We start from the raw sequence: 20,574 nt of genomic DNA on the forward strand, positions 1-20,574 counted from the left end.
GCCGTTACCGCGCAGCTGCAAGCCGCGCCGCGTCGCGAAACGACACCAGCCGCTTCGTCTGTTCGTCCCACAGCACCAGCTTGACGCAGCGCAGGCTGTCCATGAGCGTGATGCGGCCGAGGTCGGCAAGCTCGGGATGGTCCCGCAGCACCTCCGGAAGCCGGTAGTAAGGCACCCGGCTCGACAGGTGATGCACGTGGTGAATGCCGATATTGCCGGTGATCCAGCGCAGCACCGGCGGCAGGTCGTAATGCGAGGCGCCGTGCAAGGCTGCATGCTGGAACTGCCATTCCGGCTTCTTCGACCAATGCGTTTCTTCGAATTGATGCTGGACGTAGAACAACCAGACGCCGGCAGCACCGGCCAAAAGCACGGTCGGCAGATGCACCAGCAGGAAGGGAACGATCCCGACCGCCCAGATGAGCAGTGCGGCGGCGAGTGCGATGGCAAGGTTGGTCGCCATCGTGGAGACCCAGGGCAGGGCGCCGGAGCGCATCATGCCGAACGGCAGGCGCTGCTTGAAGATGAACAGCCATGCCGGCCCGATCCCGAACATTACGATAGGGTGCCGGTAAAGCCGGTAGCCGAGCCGGCCCCAGCGCGACAGCGCATTGTATTCGGCGATCGTCAGCGTCTCGATGTCGCCCACCCCGCGTTCGTCCAGGTTTCCGGCCGAGGCGTGATGCTCGGCATGCGCCCGGCGCCAGTAATCGTAAGGCGTCAGCGTCAGGATGCCGATGATCCGCCCGACCCAGTCGTCGAGGCGGCGGCGGGCAAAAAATGAGCCGTGGCCGCAATCATGCTGGATCATGAACAGCCGCAGCAGGAAAGCGGCGGCGGGAATGACGAGGATCAGGCCGGGCCAGAAGCTGTAATGAACCGCGGCCCATGCGGCGGCCCAGAACAGCGCGAAAGGCACGACCGTGACGGCAAGCTCGAAAGCGCTGCGTCCGGCCCGTGGCTGGCGATATCCGGCAAGGATCTTCAACCAGTGCTTTTCAGCGAAGGCCTCCTTATGCGCATCGGATGGTGCCGGGTTTTCATCGGGCTGGGCCGAAGCGGCAATCTGCATTTCCTCGCTCTCGTTGCGGCGCGCGGCTTCGATCACAGAATGACGCCGTGAAAAACAGCGATGCTCGAAAGGTCGAGGGCGTTCACCACGGCCGAGCGAAGGAGGAGGGGCGGATGATCCAACGGGTGCATTCTTTCAAGAGAGGTCATGGTCGCAGCACTTCCCGTTTTTCTGAAAGCATGTCAATGGGTGATTGTGCCGCGCCGGAGCGCGGCGCGTCCGGCGGCATGTGCCAAAGACGCTCTATCGCTGCGAGGCTGCCGACGATCCATTCCGGAAAATCGATTTCGCTTTGAGGAATTATGCCGTCCTGCCGGCAGCGGGGGCGCAAGCCGTCCCCGCCGCGCAGATGCGAGGCGCTACTTCTTCGGGGCGCTGCCGTGCGGCGCACTATTGGCGGCCGTCTTCATCTGGTTGGAGAATGTGCTGTCCGTCTTCGCCGCCTGCTTGTCCTTCTTCGGCTTGCGGACTTCGCGGTTGCTTCTCATTTGCCCTTTTGCCATGGATGAAATCTCCTCTCTCATTGCAATGGAAAGCTGCGGGCTGCGCCGCAATCGCCCCCGTTTGTCGGTCGCGATCGACGTTCGCGAGATGATAACGAAGGCAACCCGGCAGCGGCGGACCACAGGGAATGGAATGAAAACGCAGGCTCGAACCCGATGCCGGGGCTTTATCCCGGGAAACAGCCGTGCCGGAAACCCCGCCACCGCATATTTCGGTCAATCATCAATGACTTCTTATGGCATGAAAATGAGACGCCATTAAGGCGCTGCCGCAAGAAAGCCATATTTCAGCAGCGCCCGGTCTGCCCGTCCGGCAGAGGCTTCAATGAAGGAAAAGCTTCATCGGTGGAAAATTACCTTTCCAGCCGGCAGATACCAATCAGCCGGCGGCGCGTTTTTCGCGCGGCAATCCCTGTATCGCATATCGGTTGCAGATGGGAGTGATCGGTTTCGGCGGCGCCTTCGGCTTGCCGAAATGGTATTCGAGAGCCTTTGAGAGCAGGACCGGCGAGGTGACGCCCTCCTGGAACAGCCTGATCAACAGGACGGCTGCCACGTTGAAGACGCATTCGTCGTCGGTCGGGATTCTGGCGTCGTAGCCGGCCTCGTCGAGTACGCCCTGCAGCATGTCGAGATCGGACGAGGTCAGATGCGGCTTTGCGGAAGTGGAAGACATCGGCCCTCCTTTCGTCGGGGCGAGGGTATGGAAAACCCTCCGTCGGCAGCGCCCGTACAATGGCTGCCGAAGGCGAGACCATGCTCCTTTCACCGAGGCAAGGCAATGGGATTCTGCTGCTTATATGCGTTTTATCTTATGAAAAGCCCGCACCGGTTCGGGGTGCGGGCCGAAAGCCTCATTCCGCTGCCTGATAGGCCGACGTCCGCGCGGCCGATGTCCGCGGGCCGGCGGCTGCAAGCAGGGTGATCGCGATTGCAAGCAGCGCCACGAAGGCGATGCCGGCGACATAAGGATCCCAACCGAAATGCGGTGCGGCGCCGAATACCGCCGAGGCGGCTGCGAGCACGATGCCGCCGCCGATCTGGAAGGAGGCAAAGAGCAGTCCGGAGGCGAGCCCCGACTTGTCATCCTCGACGTCGGAAAGGGCTGCGACCTGCACGGAAGGGTAGGTCATGGCGTAGCCGAGACCGAGCGGGATCTGCGAGAACAGCACCAGCAGGATCGGGTCGACATGTCCGAGTGCGGTCACCCAGAAGATATAGCTGAAGGCCTGCAGGCCGACACCTGCGGCCATCAGCCCGGTGGCGCCGCGATTTTGCGCAAGGCTCGCAAAACGCGGCGCGAGGAACATCACGAAGACGCCGCCAAGCGCAAAGCAGAAGCCGGTGGTGAAGGCCGACCAGCCGATGACGTTCTGGTAATAGAGCGTCGCCAGGAACTGGAAGCCGACATAGGCGCCCTGGAACAGCGCGGCAATTGCATTGGCATGCCGGAGCTTCGCCCGGCGGAACATGCCGAGCGGCACCATCGGATCGGTATGGCGGGCTTCAACCGCGAGGAACAACAGGATCAGCACCAGCGACGCGGCGAGCGAAGCCCAGGTCGCAAAAGCCTGCCAGCCGGCGGCCGCGGCATTGGTGATGCCGAAGACGAAGAGCAGCAGGCCGGGGGTGATCGTCAGCGCGCCGGCCCAGTCGAAGCTTGGCCGCGGTCCTGTTCGTTTCGGATCGGCCGGCAGCGCCAGCGGCGCAAGCAGCAGCGTCAGGATGGCGACCGGCGCGCCCATCACCAGCGTCGCCCGCCAGCTGAAGATCGTCGCGGCACCGCCGAGCACCATGCCGAGCACGAAGCCGGTGGCGCCGGTGGAGGCGAAGACGCCGAGCGCTTTCGCCCGAGCGGCCCCTTCGCCGAAGACCGAGAGCAGCAGGGCGAGCGCTGCCGGCGCGGTGAAGGCGGCGGCGATGCCCTTGATCAAGCGGGCGGCGATCAGCGTCGGGCCGCTATCGACGAAGCCGCCGGCGATGCTGGCGGCGGCAAAGATCGCCAGTGACCAGAGGAAGACGCGGCGGTGGCCGAAGACGTCGGCGACCCGGCCGCCAAGCAGCAGAAAACCGCCATAGCCGAGCACATAGGCGCTGACGGCCCATTGCAGCGAAGTCGCCTCCATGCCGAGTTCGGCCTGGATGGCGGGCAGCGCGACACCAATGGTGGAGACGTCCATGGCGTCGAGAAAGTTGGCGGCGCAGAGCAGCAACAATGCCAGCCCCGCTCCGCTTTTCGATTTGGAAAGTGTCATCGAAACGTTCCTTCTTTGCTGCCGCCTCGTCGAGGGAGGATGCGCGGACGGCAGGGAACGAGAAAATGTACAGCTTCCTGACCTATTGCAAATTGATAGTAGCCATGCCAGGTATTACTCACGATGATGAATGATGCCACGCTTCGCAAAATCGACCTGAACCTGCTGCTCGCCTTTTCGGTGCTGATGCAGGAGCGCAATGTCAGCCGCGCCGCCGAACGGCTGCTGCTCGGCCAGCCGGGCCTGTCGGCGGCTTTGCGAAGGCTGCGCGAGGCGCTGGATGACGAACTCTTCGTGCGCGTCGGCCGCGGCCTGCAGCCGACGCCACGCGCCCTTTCGATTGCCCCGGCGATCGAGGATGCGCTGTCGGGCATCGAACGCGCCATCCGCCCGCAGGCCGACTTCGATCCGGCGAGCTGGCAGGGCGAGTTCCGCATCGGCATGTGCGACAATCTCGAATCCGCCTTCTTCGGCCCGCTTGCCGCCCGCCTGCTGCAGTTTTCGCCCGGCGCCCGGCTGATCGGCATCGCTTCGGAAAAGCGCGAGGCCGCCCGTCGGCTGGACGAGGGGGTTTTCGATTTCAGCGTTTCCGTGCATGACGAACCGGCCTCCTGGCACATCCGCGCGCCGCTGTTCAACCAGGCCTCGATCTGCATCTACGATGATGCTCAACTCAAGCTGAAGGCGCCATTGAGCCTTGAGGATTTCGCCGCGGTCGCCCATCTCACCGTCTCGTTCGAAGGCAATGCCGCGACCAGCATCGATGCCGCGCTGAGCCGCACCGGTCATGTCAGGCGCGTGGTGGCGACGGTGCCGCGCTTTTCCGCCCTGCCGACGGCGCTGCGGGCGATGCCCGCCATATCAATCGTGCCGGAATCGATCGGCCGCTGCATGGCGCAATTGCATGGCCTGACGATCGCTGCGCCGCCACTTTCGCTGCCGGCCGATCCGGTGACCATGCTCTATCGCCGGGTCGACCAGGCCGATGGCCGGGCGCGCTGGTTCCGCCGTCTGTTCCTCGACGTCGCCGGCGAGGCGCTCGTAGCCTCCGGCTGCCGCGTCTCGATATCGAGAGCTGCGGCCTGATCCTTATTATAGCTCGCCCTTGTGGAAATAGGCTTCGAGGCGGTAGCCGTCCGGATCGATGATGAAGGCGGCGTAATAGAACTGCCCGTAATCCGGCCGGATGCCCGGTTCGCCATTATCCGTGCCGCCGGAGGCGATAGCTGCCGCATGAAAGGCGTCGACCGCGGCTTCATCAGGCGCGACGAAACAGAAATGCAGCCCGGATCGCAGATCGGCAAGAACCGGCTGCTCGACCTGCATCACCCAGAGCCCGACCCGTTCCGGGCCGTAGCCGATCATGGTGTCGGAATTCGACAGGCGCTCATAACCGAGCGGAGCCAGCGCCGCATCGTAGAAACGGCGGGCTCTTTCCAGGTCTTTGACGCCGATGGAGACATGATCGAACATGGGCCGCAAAACTCCTTATATCGCTCGTTCCAGACGGATTTTTCACCTCAACATGGCGCGACCCCACCATCTTTCAACCGCCGTCGCAAGTCAACGAACGGCGCTGGCCGTTGCTGCCTGGAGACTCAGGCGATCCTGTTCGGCGGAAGTCGGTCAGCCGTCCAATCCGGCGATAGGAGTGACTGGCCCCGCATCGGCGGGACCAGTCGCAATCTCAGCCGTCGATCGCAGCCCATTTCGGAGCAATGCCCGTACCGCGGCCCAGGCCGTAACCAAGGCGGATATTGAGCATTCCCAAGGGTTCGAGCAGGCGAGCGGCATCGAGCGAGCCGGTTTTGTCGACAGCAAAGCCGGCGTCCTTGACCAGCGCTGCGGAGGTTTCGACAGCATCATCGTCGCCGGCCAGGAAGACCGGTATGGTGGAGGTGTGTTTTGGGGAGGCCGCGAACAGCTCGGCAAAGATGGTATTGAAGGCCTTGACGACCTTGGCGCCTCTGGCCCGGTGCTGGATTTCCTCGGCTGCCGACGTGTCGTGACCAAACAGCAGACCGGAAAAATCGGGCTTCAGCGGATTGGTGATATCGACGACGATTTTGCCCTGCAATGCCGTCGTTCCGGCAAATTCGAGCGCCGAAGCATAAGGCAGCGCGAGCACCAGAAAATCGGCTTCGGCCACGGCCGAAGAGATCGGTGCGCTCGTGGCGCCGATCTCCTCGGCAAGCGACTTTGCCGCGGCCTCATTGCGCGACGCCAGGATCAGATCGCGCTTGCCTGCCAGGCGACGCGCCAAGCCGGCGCCCATGTTTCCAGTTCCGATAATCGCGGTTTTCATGTGGTCGGTTCCTTTATCGAGTTGAATGACGTCGATATAGCCGACCGCGATCCCATCATGAATGGCATTGAATGGCGGAATATAATTGCATAAAAGTATCGAATGACCGATCTCACCAATTTGAAGACCTTTATAGCCGTGGCGACGGCCGGCAGTTTCGCCAAAGCTGCCGCCAGGCTCAACCTGTCGCCCGCCATGGTGGGCCGGCGCATTCAGGCTTTGGAAACCGACTATGGTGTCAAGCTGATCGAGCGCACCACGCGAACCCAGAGGCTGACCGAGATCGGCCTCCGGTTTCTGGAAAGAGCCAGCAGGGTCATCGATGAACTGGAGCAGTTGAACGACCTCGCCGGCCCCGCCAAGCACGAAATATCCGGCCACCTTCGCATCAGCGGCCCGACGACGCTCGGCGTCAAGCGCTTGGCATCGTCCATTGCTCGCTTTGCCAATCAGCATCCCGCTGTCAGTCTGGAGCTTAATCTGACCGACCGGAACGTCGATCTGATCGCCGAAGGCTATGATCTTGCCATTCGGGTGGCGCATCTGCGGCCATCTTCCTTGATCGCAAGAAGGATCGGCACCTATCGCTTCGTCTGCTGCGCCTCTCCCGGTTATCTCGGCAAGAACGGCGTGCCGACACATCCCGAGCAGTTGCAACAGCACCGCTGCATCCTGAGCCTCAACCTCGTCCCGCGCGATCAATGGCATTTCGAAGATCAGGAGGGACGGGCGCTGGCGGCAAAGATCAACAGCAATATCGGGATCGACAATGGCGAAGCCATGCGCGTTGCCGCGGTGGAGGACGCCGGCATCGTCTACGCGCCGCTGGTCCTGGTCGAGGACGACATCGCCGCCGGGCGGCTGACCGAGGTGCTCGCCGATTGGGAAAAGTACAGCCTGCCGATCCACGCGGTGCACCCGTCGCGGCAATTCGTGCCGCGCCGGGTAAAGGCCGCGATCGGCTGGATCGCCGGGGATCTCCGCCGCTAGAATCGTGCAAGCAGCCGCGGCGCGACCCTACTGCAGTTGCGGCTTCTTGAGAAAGCTGTTGCGGTCGGCGGACTTGATGCGCAGCCAGGCCTCCCGGCCGTTCCTGAGAATCCGCATCGGAATTTCGGCGCCGGCCGGGCCGCTGCTCCAGACCTTGCGGTAGAAATCGGCCAGGCCGTCGACCTCCTCGTCGCGGATCTCCGAGATGATATCGCCCTGCCGCAAGCCCGCCTGGGCGGCCGGACCGCCTTCGGCGACGCTCATCACCACCACGCCGCCATTACTCTCGGCGGAGAATGCGCCGAGCCAGGGCCGCGGCGGCTTGTTGACCTGGCCGCGGTTCAGCAGATCGTCGAGGATCGGCGTCAAAAGGTCGATCGGCACGACCATATTGATATCGGCGACCTCGTCGCCCTGGCTCATTTGCAGGCGAAGCGAACCGATGCCGAGAAGCTTGCCGTCCGAACCGATCAGCGCCGCACCGCCCCAGGAGGGGTGGGCCGGCGCCGTGAAGATCGCCTCGTCGAGCAGATATTCCCAATAGCCGGCGAATTCCTGCCGGGCGACGATGTTCGCCTCGACGAATTCGCCGACGCCATCGGCAAGCACGACGGCATCGCCGGGCTTGGCGCTTGCCGCGTCGCCGAGATCCACTGCCGGCGCATTCAGAACCCCGAGCGCCTGCACCAGGCCGAAACCGGTTTCCTGATCATAGGCAAGCGCATGCGCGGGGACGACGCGCCCGTCACGGGTGGTCAGCCAGACCTCTTCGGCCTCGGTAATGAGATAACCGATGGTCAGCACCAGCCCATTGTCGCGAATGACCACGCCGCTGCCCTCCCGGACGGTGCCCAGCGTCTCCGCTGTGAAGGCATCGTCCGGAATGGAAGAACGAACGGCCACGACTGACCGCAAAATCGGATCGATATTCATGCTTTCATCCCGATAGGCGCCGGCGCGAGAGACCCAAAATCCGGCGCACCCTGTCTTGAATAGGTAAGAAGATGAGTGGGCGGCGGCAAGGCTAAGGCCGATGGAATTTCCTACCTCCTGGAAGCCAAGGCGCCATACATTCAATGGGCAATCAAATCGCTCGGAAAAAGCCGCACCATGCCATCCGCTGCCAGCACCAAAATCCTAGGCGCGATATTTCTGGTGACAGCGCCAATGTGCAACAATATACGGTCAATCCCATCAGGCTCAGGCTGACACGGATTTGCGACATGAAAGACTGGCATCCCGATCTCGGCCGCAGCAGCAGCCCCCGTTACATGGCCATCGCCGATGTCATCGAAATGGATCTGCGCAGCGGCCATCTGGTGGCCGGCGACCGGCTGCCGCCGCAGCGTGAACTCGCCAAGCGGCTGAACGTCGATTTCACCACGGTGGCGAGAGGCTATGTCGAGGCGCAGAAGCGCGGGCTTGTCGATTCGCATGTCGGCCGCGGCACCTTCGTCACCGGAGGCGCGGACAGGGAGCGCCAGGGTTTCGCGGCTGGCGCCGCAGCCGATCCGCGCCGCGCATCTGTCGTCGATTTCTCGATGAACATGCCACCGGAGCCGGATGATCCGGAACTGATCGCCCGCATGCGCGAGGGCATGGCGGCGGTGGCCGCAAACCTCATTCCGCTTCTGCGCTATCAGGGCTTCGGCGGTTCCGGTATCGACAAGGAGGCCGCCGCCGCCTGGCTCAGCCGTCGCGGGCTCAAGCCCTCGCAGGAGCGGATATTCGTCACCCCGGGCGCCCATCCGGCCCTGCTGGCGATCTTCGGCCTGCTGGCAAAACCGGGCGAAACCGTGCTTTCGGAAATCATCACCTATCCCGGCATGCGCTCGATCGCTGCCCAGCTGCGACTCAATCTGGCCGGCCTGGCGATGGATGAGGACGGTGTGCTGCCGGGCGCCTTCGCCGAAGCCTGCGAGCGGCTGAAGCCGAAGGCGCTCTATCTTAATCCGACGCTGCAGAACCCGATGACGCTGACTGTCCCGGCCAGGCGCCGCGAGGAAATTGCGGCGGTCGCCCGCAAATATCACGTGCCGATCGTCGAAGACGATGCTTACGGCTTCATCCCGCAGCAGGGCCCGACGCCGCTCGCGGCAATAGCCCCCGATCTGACCTGGCACATCGGCGGCCTGGCGAAATGCATCGGCGCCGGTCTGCGCCTTGCCTATGTGGTGGCGCCGGATAGCAAGGCGGTCTGGCCCTTCGTCAGCGCCATGCGCGCCAACAATGTCATGGCCTCGCCGCTGACCCTGGCGCTCGTCACCCGCTGGATCGAGGACGGCACCGCCGATGCGATCCTGCGTTTCATCCGCGACGAGACCGCCGCCCGCCAGCGGATGGTCGCCGCCATCCTGCCGGCCGGCGGCTTCCGCGCCGACCCGATCAGTTTCAACATCTGGCTGCCGCTTTCCAACGGCTGGACCCGCTCCACCTTCGGCAGCCATATGCGCTCCGCCGGCATCGGCGTCGTGGCAAGTGATGCCTTCACGGTCGAGGGCGCCGCACCCGAGGCCGTGCGGGTCTGCCTCGGCGGCCCGATCGGCCGCGAGAAACTGCAGGGCGCCCTGGAATTCATGGCCCATGCACTTGAGGGGCCACCGGAAATGGCGGCTTCGTTCTTCTGACCCGGCAACGCCGCGCCGTGCCTTCAGGCAATTACAAGTCCTTCTTCATCATGTCCGTGCAATCCGCGGTCGGCTCGACCTGCGGAAATCTGCGGCATTCTGACGAGTTGACTGGCAATGTCCCGGCAATGTATTTATATTGAATGCATACATTGTTGAGCATTGATTGGTTTAATGCTCGCGCAGAATAAGGTGTGATCATCATGGAGACCGAATATCCCCCGCTTCCGCCGCTGCAGACCGGCATCAGGGGGCGCTGCCCGCGCTGCGGCCAGGGCCATATGTTCAAGGGTTTCCTGACCTTGCAGCCGCAATGCGAGGCCTGCGGTCTCGATTATTCCTTCGCCGATCCGGCCGACGGTCCGGCTTTTTTCGTCATTTGCTTTGCCTGCATCCCGAGCGTGCTGCTCGGCGTCTGGCTGGAGGTGGCTTTCTCGGCGTCGATCTGGGCGCAGCTCCTGATCACCGGCCCCTTCATGCTCGCGACCTGCATTCCGCCGCTCAGGCCGCTGAAGGGCTGGCTGGTCGCCAGCCAGTATTTCTACAAGGCGGAAGAGGGCAAGCTTGCCTAAAGCATTTCGCGCAAAAGTGTGCAGCGCTTTTGTCAGGCAAAGCGCGGAGCGCTTTTGCCGCAACGACATGCGTAAAAACAAAGGGCTAAAGCGCAAGGAGCGAATCTGAAAGATCGCGACGCGCTTTAGGGCTTGTTGAGCGTCGCGCGCAGGCGCGGCGTGGCGAAATCGATGAGCGCCCGCAATTTCAACGGCACCATGCCCTGCGCGGGATAGACGAGATGCACCGGTGCCGGCGGCGGTTCGAAATCGACAAGCAGCGGCGTGAGCAGCCCGGCCGTCTCGGCACGGGCGGCCTGGTAAGACAGCACCCGAGTGATCCCGAGGCCGGCGACCGCCGCATCCACCGCCGCCTCGGCGGTGTTGACGGCAAGCCGTGAACGGATCGGCACGGTGAGATCGCGTTTTCCCTCTGTGAATGTCCAGTTCAGCGTCGAGGCCATGCTCTCGAAGGTGATGCAGTCATGTGTGGAAAGATCGGCTGGGTGCGGAGGCGTGACGTGCCGCCTCAGATAATCCGGGCTGGCATAGGCGGTCCGGCGGATCGCGCCGAGCCTGACGGCGATCAGGTTGCTGTCCGGCAGATTGCCGATCCTGAGCGCCACATCGATATGATCCTCGACGAGGTTCGACAGCCGGTCGCCAAGCATCAGCCGCAGATTGATATCGGGATAGGCTTTGAGGAAATCCACCACGACGGGCAGTACATGCAGCCGCCCGAAGACGATCGGCGCGGTCATCGTCAACGCGCCCTTCGGCGCGCTATATTCACCGGCCGCCGCCCGTTCCGCCTCTTCCACCCGATCGAGAATTTCCCGCGCCGCCTCCACATAGGAACGGCCGGCCTCGGTCAGCGTGACCTTGCGGTTGCTTCGCTGCAGCAAGCGGGCGTTCAGATGCGCTTCCAGTTCGGAAATCTTGCGGCTGACGGTTGCCAGCGGCGTCCGCAGATGCCGTGAGGCGGCCGACAGGCTGCCCTGTTCGACAACGGCGAGAAGCACGGTCATGGCGTCGAGGCGGTCCATTCTTTCCTTCCGAAAATCGGGAATATGCCTTCCAGATTAGCATTCTACTACAATCAAGTGGAAGGCAATAGATTAGCCGCAGATGGCAAGCGGCCATCGTCAATCGCGGCCCGTCGTTCGGGAAGACTAAAGGAAACTGCCAATGAAACTCTACCATCACCCGCTTTCCGGCCATGCCCACCGGGTTCACCTGTTTCTGTCGCTGCTTGGCGTGCCCTATGAACTGGTCGAGGTCGACATGGCGGTGGGCGCCCATAAGGCACCGGAGTTTCTGAAGCTCAATCCATTCGGCCAGGTGCCGGTGCTCGACGACGACGGCACGGTCGTCACCGATTCCTCTGCCATCCTCGTCTATCTCGCGCGCAAATACGGCCGCACCGATTGGCTGCCGGAAGGAGCCTTGGCCGCGGCGCGAATCCAGAAATGGCTGTCGGTTGCTGCGGGTGAGATCGCATATGGGCCGTGCGCTGCGCGATTGGTGGCTGTCTTCGGCGCCGATTTCCGCGCGGACGAGGTGATCGCCCGGGCGCACCGCATTCTCGCGCTGATCGAGGCGGAGCTCTCCGACCGCAGCTTCCTGCTCGGCGACAATCCGGTGATCGCCGACATCGCGCTCTACAGCTACATCGCCAATGCGCCGGAGGGCAATGTCGACATCGCGGCCTATCCAAGCGTCCGCGCCTGGCTTGCGCGCATCGAGGCGCTGCCGGGCTTCGTCGGCTTTCGCAAGACGAAGATCGGCCTTGCCGCATGAGACGCCGCTGGGACGGATCACCGTCCCGGTTTCCCAAATGGTGGCCTTAAGGAGGTCGTGATGCCGGAGCAGACAAGACAAGACGCGACGTCACCCTGGCATCAGGGGGAACTCGCCATGCAGCGCAGCGTCGGCGTCGTCGAACGCATGGATGGGCCCGGACGCAATTTCGTCCGCAAGGCGATGCTGGAGCAGCACCGCGCTTTCTTTCCGATGCTGCCTTTCATAGTGCTCGGCGCCGTCGATGCCAAAGGCGATGTCTGGGCAACGTTGCGGGCCGCGCGACCGGGATTCCTGTCCTCGCCGGATCCGGAAATCCTCGATGTCGACCTACCGCGCGACCGGGTCGATCCGGCCGAGGCCGGCATGGAGCATGGCGACGCGATCGCCATGCTCGGCATCCAGCTCGAGACCCGGCGGCGCAACCGGCTGAACGGCGTCATCCGCAGAACGGATGCCGAAGCTTTCCGCGTGCGCGTCGGCCAGAGCTTCGGCAACTGCCCGCAATATATCCAGCCGCGCTCTTGCGTCTTTGCCCGCGATCCCGACAGATCGACAACGGCGGCGCCGCTGCATTCCGCTCAACTTGACGATCGCATGCGTGGGATGATCGAGGACGCCGATACCTTTTTCGTCGCTTCCTATGTCGACCGCGACTATGGCGAGCGGCAGGTGGACGTGTCGCACCGCGGCGGTTATCCCGGCTTCGTGCATCTCAGCGCTGACGGCGTCCTCACCATTCCCGATTTTTCCGGCAATCGGTTCTTCAACACACTCGGCAATTTCCTGGTCAACCCGAGGGCCGGGCTGGTCTTCATCGATTTCGAAACCGGCGACATGCTGCAGATGGCAGGGAAGGCCGAGGTGGTACTGGATTCGCCCGACATCACAGGTTTTCCAAACGCGGAGAGGCTGTGGCGTTTCACGCCGGAAAAGATCGTGCTTCGCCCGGATGCCCTGCCGCTGCGATGGAGCAAGGGAAGCGCCGATCTGCTGCGCCGTTCCCGCGGGTGACGGGGGCGCCTGGCTGCCTCTCGACCTCCGACGTAAAACGCTGCGGCTGCCTTGCAAACAAATGTACCGATAGGTACAATGATAACTGTTCAGTACAGGAGCGCACCAATGTCCAGCCTCGTCCCGCCTTTCACCCTTGAGGCCGCCACCCGGAAAGTCCGCCTTGCCGAGGACGGCTGGAACAGCCGCGATCCCGAGCGCGTCTCGCTCGTCTATACGCCGGACAGCCGCTGGCGGAATCGCGCTGAATTCGTCAACGGCCGTGCCGAGATCGTCGCCTTCCTCACCCGCAAATGGGCCAAGGAGCTGGATTACCGGCTGATCAAGGAGATCTGGGCCTACACCGATGATCGCATCGCCGTGCGCTTTGCCTATGAATGGCACGATGACAGCGGCAACTGGTTCCGCTCCTATGGCAACGAGAACTGGGAATTCGATGCTGCCGGCCTTATGCAGCGCCGCTTCGCCTGCATCAACGATCTGCCGATCCGCGAATCGGAGCGTAAATACCATTGGCCGCTCGGACGGCGGCCGGATGATCATCCCGGTCTGACCGAGCTTGGCCTCTGACGCAAGCGAGCCCAAGGAACTCCGCCGGTGAAGACCGTCCACGAACGCGCCGACATCGTGCCGCTATTGGCGGAAATTTTCCGCGAACTCGGCTATGAGGGCACGTCGCTCAGTCGCATCACCGAACGCACCGGCCTCGGCAAGGGCAGCCTTTACCACTTCTTTCCCGGCGGAAAAGAGGAGATGGCAAGCGCCGTGCTTGCCGATATCGACGCCTGGTTCGAGCAGGCGATCTATCGGCCGCTGAGACAGGGCGACGCGCACCAGGCGATCGCAGCGATGTGGGTCAATGTGAATGATTACTTCAGATCAGGCCGCCGCATCTGCCTTGTCGGCGCCTTCGCCCTTGACGACACAAGGGAACGGTTTTCGGCGGCGATCGGCGACTATTTCATCCGCTGGATCGCTGCCTTGCATTCGGCGCTGAGCCGGGCAGGCTGTTGCGAGGCGGAGGCGAAAGCGCTGGCCGAGGAAGGTGTCGCCGGCATACAAGGCGCGCTGGTGCTGGCGCGGGCGCTGGCAGACGAAACGATCTTCACACGCTCGCTGGAAACGCTGGCGAAGCGCTTTGAGGCAGCGACGCGATGAGGACTGGCCTTACATCCGCGCCGCTTTGCCTGTATCTCTCAGCGCTGTTGTTGGGGCTGCGGGGCCGGGCGCGGATTTTCCCGTTCAAGGCGAATCTGGCGCCACTCGTTTTCCATCTGGTCGACGAGGTGCTGGGGAATGGTGGTTTGCGTCGTGGCGGGCGTCTGCATCGGAAGTCTCCTCAAGGCTTCAGGGCAGCTAAATGCATTGCACAAGACAAAAGCTGTGTAAATCAGTGGCTTAAACACTTTAAACGATTAAATCAATTTTAATCGATTAAGACTGTTTTAACCATGACATTTCTGGGAAGCGCGGAATGGTTGTCCACATGGACCGAAGTTTCTTTTTCGATGCGGTGAGGGGCGATCTCTTCAAGGGAGAGATGACGCATCCTCAGGTAGTGGGGATCACGGCGATTCTCGATGCCTGGGATGAGCGGTTTTCGCAGGCCGACCGGCGGTGGCTCGCCTATATCCTGGCGACCGCCTATCACGAGACCGCCTATACGATGCAGCCGGTTCGCGAGACGCTGGCGCAAAGCGATGCCCGTGCCGTCGAGATCCTGGAAACGGCCTTTTCCGCCGGCCGGCTTTCCTGGGTAAAGACGCCCTATTGGCGGCCCGATGAAGATGGCCGCAGCTGGCTCGGGCGCGGCCTGGTGCAGCTCACCCACAAGCGGAACTACGAGGCGATGAGCGTGCTGACGGGCATCGACCTCGTTGCCGATCCTGACCGGGCGATGGAGATGGATGCGGCGGTGACGATCCTGATCGACGGCATGCTGCAGGGCAGCTTCACCGGCCACAAGCTTGCCGATCACCTGAACGCGGCGAGCGAGGACTGGGTGAATGCGCGGCGCATCGTCAACGGCACCGACCGGGCGGAAAAGCTCGCGGCTTACGCAATGGCCTTCCATGCGGCGATGCGTCCCAATGCTGCGCATGGCGTGATCGCGCGGTTGAAGGCCTGGGGTTCGCGTGTTATCGCGCGGCTGACCCTCTGAAACTTGACAGGAGCTTCGCGTGATCCGCCATATCGTCTTCTTCACCGTGCAGGAGGAGCATCTGCAGGAGGTGAGGGCCGGGCTGTCGATTCTGACCGCCATTCCGCATGCGCGGCTCCTGGAAATCGGCACCAATGTGAAGACCGATCAGCTGGGCACCGAGATCGATCTCGTGGTCTATGGCGAATTCGACGACGAGGCAGCACTTGCCGCCTACAAGGCCCATCCGGATTATCAGCTCTCGATCGAGCGGGTGCGGCCGCTCCGGGAAAAGCGCATTGCCGCCGATTACGACAGCCGCACGGCGGTGACGCGGCCGCTTTGAATTTCAAAAGCATTCGGCTGTCACATTCCGTTGAAATTTCAAGCGGATGACTGATTTTCCGGAGCGGGAGCGCGCCGCAGCTCAATCAACTTCCGAGCCGCCCGACTCAACTTTCGAAAAAGCGGCGGCAAGCGATTCAAAAGATTCGGCAAAAGCGGCCGCACCGTCGCGATGCGTGGACGGAAAGCCGCTCTCGTCCTGATGCCGATGATAATCAAAACCTATTAAGAAGGGCTGACCTGACTGCCGATTTCTTGAGCGGCGGCCGGACTGGGCTGGGGCGTGTGGGCGCGCACCATCGCCATCAACATCAGCACGAAGGTTAGCGACAAGGCTGCGAGAATGGCACAGGCGATGAGTGCCGGCCCGGTGCCGGCGCGGTCGAGGATGGCGGTGAAGATGACCGGGGCGATGGCATTCGCGAGGTTTTGCGGCAGCGATAGCCGGGCCGATTGCAGGCCGTATTCGCCCGGTGAAAACACTGCCAGCGGCAGAAGCGCGCGGGCGACGGTCATGACGCCGGCGCCGAAGCCGTAAAGCAGAACGAAGGTGACGAGCAGCGGCGGCGACGAACCGGCGACCAGCATGATCGGGAAACTGACCATCATCAGGCCGATGCCCATGGCCGCGCTGAGCATGGGATTGCCGCGCCGGCCGAGCAGCATGTCGAGGAAACGCGCCGAGATGCCGAGCAGGCCGCGTGCCGAGCCGAGCTGCAGCGCGAAGGCCGGCGAAGCGCCGGACTGGCGGAAGATCTCGAGCAGCGATGGCGAGATGCCGAAGGTGATGAAGGTCGAGATCGTCGTCGCAGCCGCAATCAGCAGGAAGGCTTTGCGCCGCGCCACTTTGGACAGCGGCAGCGGCGCGAGGTCCAAGGCGGCGCCTTCGACATGCGTTACGATCGGTTTCGGCAGAGCGAAAAGATGCAGCGGCAGGCAGATGAAGAATTGCAGGCCGGCTGAGATGAGAAAGGTGACGCGCCATCCCACCGTTTCGTTCAGCAGGCTGAGAATCGGCCAGAAGATGGTGCTCGATAGGCCGGTGAACAGCATGAGAATGGCGATGACCCGTTTGCCGTTCGCGCCTTCGCGCTCGACGACGGCGGTATAGGCCGGTGCCGAAAGACCGAACGCGCCGCCGATGCCAATGACGACCCAGGCGGTGGCATAGAGCAAGACGCCGTTTGCCGCGGCAAGCAGAGAGAGGCCAAGCGCAAAGGTGAGCGATGAGGCCGAAAGCACCCGCGCGGCGCCGTAGCGGGCGAGCCAACGGCCGGTCGCGGGACCAAGCATGGCGCTGATCATCATCATGATCGTCAGGCCGGCAAACACCACCTCGTTCGCCAAGCCGAGAGCGGGCGCCACGATGCGGCCCATGACCCCGAGCATGTCGAAAGTCGTGCCCCAGCCGATCAGTTGGGTGACGGCAAGCACGCTAACCGTCTGCGCCGAGCGGAAGCGGTGGAAATTTGGCATGGGTGCTGAAATGGCCTGAATGCGGGACCCAAGGACATAACAGTTTCAATCGGCCGGTAAAAGCTGCGATTGCAATTCCCGCAGCATTCACCAGCAGCCGTGGCATGGATGCTCGGGTCAAGCCTGATGCTCGGGTCAAGCCTGATGCTCGGGTCAAGCCCGATGCTCGGGTCAAGCCCGAGTAGGTGGGGAGCCCAGGGAGAAAATACCGTAAGTCGCAGCGGTTTTGTCGAAATTGCCATCCTTTGTTTTGCGCAAATCCGCTTCCGCGATTTTGATGGAATTCCTCCAGACGTCCCGCCTCTTGCCGGTCGTTACCCCCACTCTCCGTCCTGCTCGGGCTTGACCCGAGAATCCACGCCCAGCCCCCCTGCGCATCTAGCGCCGCAGACTTTTCCCACACGGAGAAGGCCGCTGAACCTGCCACGGCAGCAGCTGTCGCCAGCAGTCGAGAATGGTTCTAAACGACCTGTATTACAGCGCATTCATTTGCCATTCAGGTCGCGTGAGTACATATTCGGGGCACGTTGGCATTACCTTGAAAGCATAGCACATGGCCTTTCCTTTGAGCGTCGCAGCATTGGCCGCCGGACTGGTGGTATCGGCGCCCTCACCGGATGGCGCGGGCACCCTCATTCATAGCGTGGCGGGCGATTGCAGTGCCGCCGCGGCCCAGGTCGTCGAGCAGACGGGCGGGCAGCTGCTGTCCGTGCAGCCGGTGGGCGATACCTGCATCATCACCGTTCTGGTGTCGGGCAACGGCCAGCGTCCACGCAAGGTGACGGTAAAGGTTCCGATGTAGGCGGAATCGGTCTATTCAGGACATAACCGATTTGAAGCGGACGAAGGCGGACCGATGCGCATTCTGGTAGTCGAAGACGACGTCAATCTGAACCGGCAGTTGGCCGACACGCTGAAGGAGGCGGGTTATGTCGTCGACCAGGCGTTCGACGGCGAGGAAGGCCATTTCCTCGGCGATACCGAGCCCTATGACGCCATCATTCTCGATATCGGCCTGCCGGAGCTGGACGGGGTCTCCGTTCTTGAGAAATGGCGCGGCGCCGGCCGCGGTGTGCCGGTGCTGATCCTGACGGCGCGCGACCGCTGGAGCGACAAGGTCGCCGGCATCGACGCAGGCGCCGACGACTATGTGACCAAGCCCTTCCATGTCGAGGAGGTGCTGGCGCGCATTCGGGCGCTGATCCGGCGTGCGGCCGGGCATTCCTCATCCGAGATCGTCTGCGGGCCGGTGCGGCTCGATACGAAATCTTCGAAGGCGACGGTCAATGGCACGACGCTGAAGCTGACTTCGCACGAATACCGTCTGCTCGCCTATCTCATGCATCACATGGGTGAGGTCGTCTCGCGCACCGAGCTGGTCGAGCACATGTACGACCAGGATTTTGACCGCGATTCCAACACGATCGAGGTCTTTGTCGGCCGTTTGCGCAAGAAGATGGGCGTCGATCTGATCGAAACGGTGCGCGGTCTCGGTTACCGCATCCAAGCGCCGAAACATGCGAATTAAGTCGCTCACCGCACGTGTTTTGCTGCTGACCACGGTCTGGTCGACGGTGGCGCTCGTGGTGATCGGCCTCTTGATCTCCACCCTTTACCGCAAGAGCGCCGAGCGTGGTTTCCAGGATCTGTTGCGGGCGCAGCTCTATAACGTCATCAACTCGGTGACGATAGGCGATCAGGGCGCGCTCAGCGGCAGTCCGCAGCTCGGCGACCTGCGCTTTGCCCAGCCGAAGACCGGCTGGTACTGGGTGGTGGAGCCGCTCGGCACCTATACGACGGCGCCGCTGGTGTCGCCCTCGCTCGGCTCGGCGCTCATTCCGGTGCCTTCGGTCGTCGAGGCGCCCTTCGACAAGAATTACGAACGCTACTACCAGGTGACGGATGCCTCCGGAAACCGCGTGCAGGTGGCCGAAACCGAAGTGGTGCTCGATACCGATGGGCGCGCGGCGCGGGTCCGCGTCACCGGCAATGTCGATGTCGTCGAGGACGACGTGCGCACCTTTTCCCACAGCCTCTATCTGGCGCTCGCCGGCTTCGGCGTCGGCAGCCTGATCGTCAATGCGCTGGCGATTCTCTACGGCCTGAAGCCGCTCGACAAGGCGCGCGCCGCCTTGGAGCGCATCCGCGCCGGCGAGAGCGAGCAGCTGAAAGGCGATTTCCCGCGGGAGATTCTGCCGCTCGCCAATGAGGTCAACGCGCTGATCGACAGCAACCGCCGCATCGTCGAGCGGGCCCGCATGCAGGTCGGCAATCTCGCCCATTCGCTGAAGACGCCGATCGCCGTTCTCCTTAATGAGGCGCGCGTGCTCGAAAAATCCCATGGCGAACTGGTGCGCAGCCAGGCGGAATCGATGCAGGGCCAGGTACAATCTTATCTCAACAGGGCGCGCATCGCCGCGCAGCGCGAATCCGTGCTCGCCCGCACCGATGCCGAGCCGGCGCTGGAGCGGCTGGTGCGCGTCATGCGCCGGCTGAACGTCGATACCGAATTCGATCTCGTCGTCTCGCCGCCGCATCTGGCCGTCGCCATGGAGCAGCAGGATCTCGAGGAGACCGTCGGCAATCTCCTGGAGAATGCGGCCCGTTTTGCCAAGAGCAAGGTCCGGCTTTCCGCCGTCGAGGCCGGCGACGACGTCAGGGGGGCTGAGGCGAGCGCGCGCCGCCACTGGGTGGAGCTCGCCGTCGAGGATGACGGGCCGGGCCTGGAGCCCGACCAGATCCGCGAGGCGCTGAAGCGCGGCCGCAGGCTCGACGAAAGCAAGCCCGGAACCGGGCTTGGCCTGTCGATCGTCACCGAGATTTCCGGTGAGTATCAGGGGCGGCTCGAGCTCTCCCGCGGCGAATGGGGCGGGCTCAAGGCGAAGCTTATCCTGCCGGGCATCACAAAGGATGTTGCATGAGCAACTGCTTGATGTCACAAAGATACTGGCAAGCGTATAGCATGCTTTGCCTTAATGCTGACACGGGGACGCTGCACTTCGATCGGCTGAATTTGACCCCTGATCGTGGTTCGACGCAATGATTTTACGCTCGCAAGGCATGATCGCTTCCGCTCTTCTCGTCGCCGTCGCGCTCTCCGGCTGCACGACGACGAAAGGTGCCGCTTCACGCGGCATTTTTTCGAGCAAGCCCTCGGCCTCGGCCGCCTTCCTCACCGCGTTGCAGGGCGGCCTTGCCGGCCGCAGCGGCGTGACGCTGAACGATAGCGACAAGCAGCGGGCGCTGGAGGCGGAATATCGGGCGTTGGAAGGTGCGGCCGTCGGCCAGCCGGTGCTGTGGACCGGCAACGACGTCACCGGCAAGGTGGTTGCCGCCGCACCCTATCAGGTTGGCTCGCAGAACTGCCGGCAATATACCCATACGCTGACCGTCGACGGCAAGGACACCGTGGTGCGGGGCGCTGCCTGCCGCAACGAGGATGGCAGCTGGTCGCCGCTCGGCTAAATCAGGTGAATTGCGGCTTATAGCCTCAAAT

Annotated in this window: 23 protein-coding genes and 1 pseudogene; 14 read left to right on the forward strand and 10 right to left on the reverse strand. The window is 63.0% G+C overall.

Annotated features, from left to right (window positions below; translation table 11 throughout):
* Nucleotides 1–4: 4 nt before the first annotated feature.
* The 4 genes and pseudogenes from AMK05_RS06715 to AMK05_RS06725 form a co-directional block, all read right to left on the reverse strand.
* The gene (locus AMK05_RS06715; protein WP_442966261.1) at nt 5–1,072 is read right to left on the reverse strand and encodes a fatty acid desaturase; all 1,068 of its coding nucleotides are present in this window, start codon (nt 1,070–1,072) and stop codon (nt 5–7) included.
* A 359-nt stretch (nt 1,073–1,431) separates the two neighbouring features.
* Nucleotides 1,432–1,575, reverse strand: coding sequence for a hypothetical protein (locus tag AMK05_RS35115; protein WP_164896004.1), 144 nt, complete (start codon nt 1,573–1,575; stop codon nt 1,432–1,434).
* Nucleotides 1,576–1,954: 379 nt separating this feature from the next.
* Nucleotides 1,955–2,333 (reverse strand): annotated as a pseudogene (locus AMK05_RS06720) (hypothetical protein).
* 96 nt (nt 2,334–2,429) lie between these two features.
* Nucleotides 2,430–3,830, reverse strand: a complete 1,401-nt coding sequence (locus tag AMK05_RS06725) for an MFS transporter (protein ID WP_064837696.1) — start codon at nt 3,828–3,830, stop codon at nt 2,430–2,432.
* A gap of 123 nt (nt 3,831–3,953) precedes the next feature.
* Between AMK05_RS06725 and AMK05_RS06730 the strand changes: the two genes are divergently transcribed.
* A complete protein-coding gene (locus AMK05_RS06730; RefSeq protein ID WP_064837698.1) occupies nt 3,954–4,916 on the forward strand; it encodes a LysR family transcriptional regulator in 963 nt (320 codons plus the stop codon).
* Nucleotides 4,917–4,922: 6 nt separating this feature from the next.
* On the opposite strand, the gene AMK05_RS06735 is transcribed toward AMK05_RS06730, so the two are convergent.
* Nucleotides 4,923–5,303: a VOC family protein gene (locus AMK05_RS06735; RefSeq protein WP_064837700.1), complete on the reverse strand. Its 381-nt coding sequence runs from the start codon at nt 5,301–5,303 to the stop codon at nt 4,923–4,925.
* A 214-nt stretch (nt 5,304–5,517) separates the two neighbouring features.
* A complete protein-coding gene (locus tag AMK05_RS06740; protein WP_064837705.1) occupies nt 5,518–6,135 on the reverse strand; it encodes an NADPH-dependent F420 reductase in 618 nt (205 codons plus the stop codon).
* Between the two features lie 102 nt (nt 6,136–6,237).
* Between AMK05_RS06740 and AMK05_RS06745 the strand changes: the two genes are divergently transcribed.
* Complete coding sequence (locus tag AMK05_RS06745) at nt 6,238–7,125, forward strand: LysR family transcriptional regulator (RefSeq protein ID WP_064837707.1); 888 nt, start codon at nt 6,238–6,240, stop codon at nt 7,123–7,125.
* Nucleotides 7,126–7,152: 27 nt separating this feature from the next.
* Here the strand turns inward: AMK05_RS06745 and AMK05_RS06750 are convergent, their stop codons facing one another.
* Nucleotides 7,153–8,058 (reverse strand): S1C family serine protease, encoded by a 906-nt coding sequence (locus AMK05_RS06750; RefSeq protein WP_064837709.1) that lies wholly within the window; start codon nt 8,056–8,058, stop codon nt 7,153–7,155.
* 290 nt (nt 8,059–8,348) lie between these two features.
* On the opposite strand from AMK05_RS06750, the gene AMK05_RS06755 reads away from it, so the two are divergent.
* Both AMK05_RS06755 and AMK05_RS06760 read left to right on the forward strand, forming a co-directional pair.
* A complete protein-coding gene (locus AMK05_RS06755; protein WP_064841299.1) occupies nt 8,349–9,752 on the forward strand; it encodes an aminotransferase-like domain-containing protein in 1,404 nt (467 codons plus the stop codon).
* Between the two features lie 203 nt (nt 9,753–9,955).
* Nucleotides 9,956–10,324: a DUF983 domain-containing protein gene (locus AMK05_RS06760; protein WP_064841300.1), complete on the forward strand. Its 369-nt coding sequence runs from the start codon at nt 9,956–9,958 to the stop codon at nt 10,322–10,324.
* A gap of 125 nt (nt 10,325–10,449) precedes the next feature.
* On the opposite strand, the gene AMK05_RS06765 is transcribed toward AMK05_RS06760, so the two are convergent.
* A complete protein-coding gene (locus tag AMK05_RS06765; protein ID WP_064837711.1) occupies nt 10,450–11,349 on the reverse strand; it encodes a LysR family transcriptional regulator in 900 nt (299 codons plus the stop codon).
* Nucleotides 11,350–11,491: 142 nt separating this feature from the next.
* On the opposite strand from AMK05_RS06765, the gene AMK05_RS06770 reads away from it, so the two are divergent.
* The 4 genes from AMK05_RS06770 (at nt 11,492) to AMK05_RS06785 (ending at nt 14,275) form a co-directional block, all read left to right on the forward strand.
* Nucleotides 11,492–12,103 (forward strand): glutathione S-transferase family protein, encoded by a 612-nt coding sequence (locus AMK05_RS06770; protein WP_064837713.1) that lies wholly within the window; start codon nt 11,492–11,494, stop codon nt 12,101–12,103.
* A 60-nt stretch (nt 12,104–12,163) separates the two neighbouring features.
* Nucleotides 12,164–13,117 (forward strand): pyridoxamine 5'-phosphate oxidase family protein, encoded by a 954-nt coding sequence (locus tag AMK05_RS06775; RefSeq protein WP_064837715.1) that lies wholly within the window; start codon nt 12,164–12,166, stop codon nt 13,115–13,117.
* Between the two features lie 108 nt (nt 13,118–13,225).
* Nucleotides 13,226–13,687 carry a nuclear transport factor 2 family protein gene (locus AMK05_RS06780; protein WP_064837717.1) on the forward strand — a complete coding sequence of 154 codons (462 nt, stop codon included), beginning with the start codon at nt 13,226–13,228 and terminating at the stop codon, nt 13,685–13,687.
* Nucleotides 13,688–13,714: 27 nt separating this feature from the next.
* Entirely contained in the window at nt 13,715–14,275 is a 561-nt protein-coding gene (locus tag AMK05_RS06785; RefSeq protein ID WP_064837720.1) for a TetR/AcrR family transcriptional regulator, read from the forward strand.
* Nucleotides 14,276–14,313: 38 nt separating this feature from the next.
* On the opposite strand, the gene AMK05_RS35950 is transcribed toward AMK05_RS06785, so the two are convergent.
* Nucleotides 14,314–14,445: a hypothetical protein gene (locus AMK05_RS35950; protein WP_257784956.1), complete on the reverse strand. Its 132-nt coding sequence runs from the start codon at nt 14,443–14,445 to the stop codon at nt 14,314–14,316.
* Nucleotides 14,446–14,591: 146 nt separating this feature from the next.
* Here AMK05_RS35950 and AMK05_RS06790 point away from each other — a divergent pair, with 146 nt between their 5' ends.
* Together AMK05_RS06790 and AMK05_RS06795 are read left to right on the forward strand one after the other, a co-directional pair.
* Nucleotides 14,592–15,278 (forward strand): hypothetical protein, encoded by a 687-nt coding sequence (locus tag AMK05_RS06790; protein WP_064837722.1) that lies wholly within the window; start codon nt 14,592–14,594, stop codon nt 15,276–15,278.
* Nucleotides 15,279–15,297: 19 nt separating this feature from the next.
* Complete coding sequence (locus tag AMK05_RS06795) at nt 15,298–15,603, forward strand: Dabb family protein (RefSeq protein WP_012557062.1); 306 nt, start codon at nt 15,298–15,300, stop codon at nt 15,601–15,603.
* A gap of 224 nt (nt 15,604–15,827) precedes the next feature.
* On the opposite strand, the gene AMK05_RS06800 is transcribed toward AMK05_RS06795, so the two are convergent.
* Nucleotides 15,828–17,078, reverse strand: a complete 1,251-nt coding sequence (locus tag AMK05_RS06800) for an MFS transporter (protein WP_064837724.1) — start codon at nt 17,076–17,078, stop codon at nt 15,828–15,830.
* Between the two features lie 553 nt (nt 17,079–17,631).
* Between AMK05_RS06800 and AMK05_RS06805 the strand changes: the two genes are divergently transcribed.
* The 4 genes from AMK05_RS06805 (at nt 17,632) to AMK05_RS06820 (ending at nt 20,543) form a co-directional block, all read left to right on the forward strand.
* Nucleotides 17,632–17,880 carry a hypothetical protein gene (locus tag AMK05_RS06805; RefSeq protein WP_064837726.1) on the forward strand — a complete coding sequence of 83 codons (249 nt, stop codon included), beginning with the start codon at nt 17,632–17,634 and terminating at the stop codon, nt 17,878–17,880.
* A 54-nt stretch (nt 17,881–17,934) separates the two neighbouring features.
* Nucleotides 17,935–18,606, forward strand: a complete 672-nt coding sequence (locus AMK05_RS06810; RefSeq protein WP_064837729.1) for a response regulator transcription factor — start codon at nt 17,935–17,937, stop codon at nt 18,604–18,606.
* On the forward strand, nt 18,596–19,999 hold the full coding sequence (locus AMK05_RS06815; RefSeq protein ID WP_064837731.1) for a sensor histidine kinase: 1,404 nt from the start codon (nt 18,596–18,598) through the stop codon (nt 19,997–19,999). Before AMK05_RS06810 ends, AMK05_RS06815 begins: the two co-directional genes overlap by 11 nt.
* Nucleotides 20,000–20,117: 118 nt before the next feature.
* Nucleotides 20,118–20,543, forward strand: coding sequence for a hypothetical protein (locus tag AMK05_RS06820; RefSeq protein WP_064837733.1), 426 nt, complete (start codon nt 20,118–20,120; stop codon nt 20,541–20,543).
* Nucleotides 20,544–20,574 lie beyond the last annotated feature (31 nt).

The organism is Rhizobium sp. N324 (genome assembly GCF_001664485.1).
Classification (GTDB): Bacteria; Pseudomonadota; Alphaproteobacteria; order Rhizobiales; family Rhizobiaceae; genus Rhizobium.